Below are 2,538 nucleotides of genomic sequence, written 5' to 3' on the forward strand. Positions count from 1 at the left end.
GGCGGCGGTCTCGTCGTTCGGGGTGAGCGGGACCAATGCGCATGTGATCGTGGAGCAGGCTCCGCCGGTCGAGGCCCCTGCGGATGCGGATGCGGATGCGGATGCCGATGCCGATGCCGCTGCGGTTCCTGTTGGTGGTGTCGTGCCGTGGGTGGTGTCGGCGAGGTCCGAGGAGGGCCTGCGGGCGCAGGCGGCACGGCTCAGGGAGTTCGCCGGGACATCCGCGAACCCGGCCGCCGACTCGGCCTCCATCGCCTGGTCGTTGGCGACTCACCGGGCAGCGTTGGAACACCGGGCCGTCGTACTGGCCGGGGACCGGGAGGGGTTTCTCGCCGGGCTGGACGCGGTCGCCGCCGGTGAGCCCGCCGCGAACGTGGTCGGCGGTACGGCCTCCGATGCGACCGACACCGGTGTGGTGTTCGTGTTTCCGGGTCAGGGTTCGCAGTGGGTGGGGATGGCTGGGGAACTCCTGGACAGTTCATCGGTGTTCGCCGAGTCCGTGGACAGGTGCGCCGAGGCGCTCACCCCGTATGTCGACTGGAGCCTGCTGGACGTCTTGCGGGGCGGTGCGCTCGACCGGGTGGATGTGGTGCAGCCCGTGTTGTGGGCGGTGATGGTGTCGCTGGCTGAGCTGTGGCGGTCGGTCGGGGTGTCTCCGTCGGCTGTGGTGGGTCATTCGCAGGGGGAGATCGCGGCGGCTTGTGTGGCGGGTGCGCTGACGCTGGAGGACGGCGCGCGTCTGGTTGCCCTGCGCAGCCGGATCATCGCCGGTGAACTGGCCGGGCAGGGCGGGATGTTGTCGGTCGCGGCGTCCGTCGAGCGGGTCGCCGGACTTGTCGAGGGCCGTGACGACGTATGGATCGCCACCGTCAACGGTCCCGAATCGACGGTGGTGGCGGGTAGTCCGGCGGGGCTGGCCGAGGTGTCGGCGGATGCCGAGGCGGCCGGGGCGCGGACCCGTGCGATCGCGGTGGACTACGCCTCCCACACCCCGCATGTGGAGGGGATCCGTGAGCAGTTGATGGGGATGGCGGCCCCGATCGTCGCTCGCCCGGGTGGGATCCCGATGTACTCGACGGTCACCGCCGGCGCGGTCGCGGGTGATGCGCTGGATGCCGAGTACTGGTATCGCAATCTGCGTGAGCAGGTCCGTTTCCACGACACCGTCCAGACGGTGATCGCCGAGGGCAACTCCCTCTTCCTGGAGGTCAGTGCCCATCCGGTCCTGACCACCGCCATCGAGGAGAGTGGCGGCACCGCCACTGGCACCCTGCGCCGCAACGAGGGCGGCAGCCGGCGGTTCCTGACCTCCCTCGCCGAACTCTGGACCCACGGCGTCACCCCCGACTGGACCGCAGTCTTCAGCGGAACAGGCGCTCGCCGGACCGACCTGCCCACCTATGCCTTTCAGCGCCGCCGGTACTGGTTCGACAGCGACCCATCCGCCGTGGCCGACCGCGCTGCCACGCCGGGCGTCGACGTGGCGCGCCAGGTCCGTGCGCATGCCGCCGCCGCACTCGGCCATGAGACAGCCGACGACATCGACCCCCGGCGGACGTTCAAGGACCTCGGGTTCGACTCGATCATGCTCGGCGACCTGCGCAGCCGCATCAACGCTGCACTAGGCACCCACCTGACCACCTCCACCCTCTTCGACCACCCCACGCCGGCCAGGCTCGCCGACCACATCACCGCCGCCGCGGCCGACCCGGCCCCCACCACGCGCCCCGGTCCCGCCGGACTCGGCCCGGACGACGAACCCATCGCCGTCGTATCGATGAGCTGCCGTCTCCCCGGCGGAATCCAGTCCCCCGAGGACCTGTGGCGGCTGCTTGCCGCCGGAGAGGACGCGATCACCCCGTTTCCCGAGGATCGCGGCTGGGACCTGGAGCGGCTGCACGCCGCCGACGGCCCTGGAAGCAGCGTCGCCCGACGCGGCGGTTTCCTCGACCACGTGGCAGAGTTCGACGCCCGCTTCTTCGGGCTGTCGCCGCGGGAGGCGCTGGCGATGGACCCGCAGCAGCGGCTGCTGCTGGAGACCTCCTGGGAACTGCTGGAGCGGGCCGGCATCCAACCGGCCTCGCTGCGCGACACTCCGGCCGGTGTCTTCGTCGGCATCATGGACCAGGAGTACGGGCCCCGGCTGCACGAAGCACCGGAAACACTCGACGGGTACCTCCTCACCGGCAAGACCACGAGCGTCGCTTCCGGCCGTATCGCCTACCTGCTCGGGCTGACCGGTCCGGCCATCACTCTGGACACGGCGTGCTCGTCCTCCCTGGTCGCACTGCACCTGGCCGTTCAGTCGCTGCGCAGCGGCGAGTCCTCGCTCGCCCTGGCCGGCGGTGTGACCGTCCTCAACACCCCAGGCATCTTCACCGAGTTCAGCCGCCAGGGCGGACTGTCGAACGACGGCCGGTGCAAGGCCTTCGCCGCGGCCGCCGACGGTACGGGCATGGCTGAAGGCGTCGGCATGCTGCTGCTGGAGCGGTTGTCCGACGCCCGGCGCAACGGGCATCAGGTTCTGGCGGTCGTACG

1 protein-coding gene is annotated in these 2,538 nt (G+C 70.8%); it reads left to right on the forward strand.

The window, feature by feature from the left end; genetic code table 11:
* Positions 1–49: 49 nt before the first annotated feature.
* A partial coding sequence (locus ACFVYN_RS41225; protein WP_390008036.1) for a beta-ketoacyl synthase N-terminal-like domain-containing protein occupies positions 50–2,538 on the forward strand: 2,489 nt, incomplete at its 3' end.

This window comes from Streptomyces sp. NPDC058307 (genome assembly GCF_042880295.1).
In the GTDB taxonomy this organism is placed as follows: Bacteria; Actinomycetota; Actinomycetes; order Streptomycetales; family Streptomycetaceae; genus Streptomyces.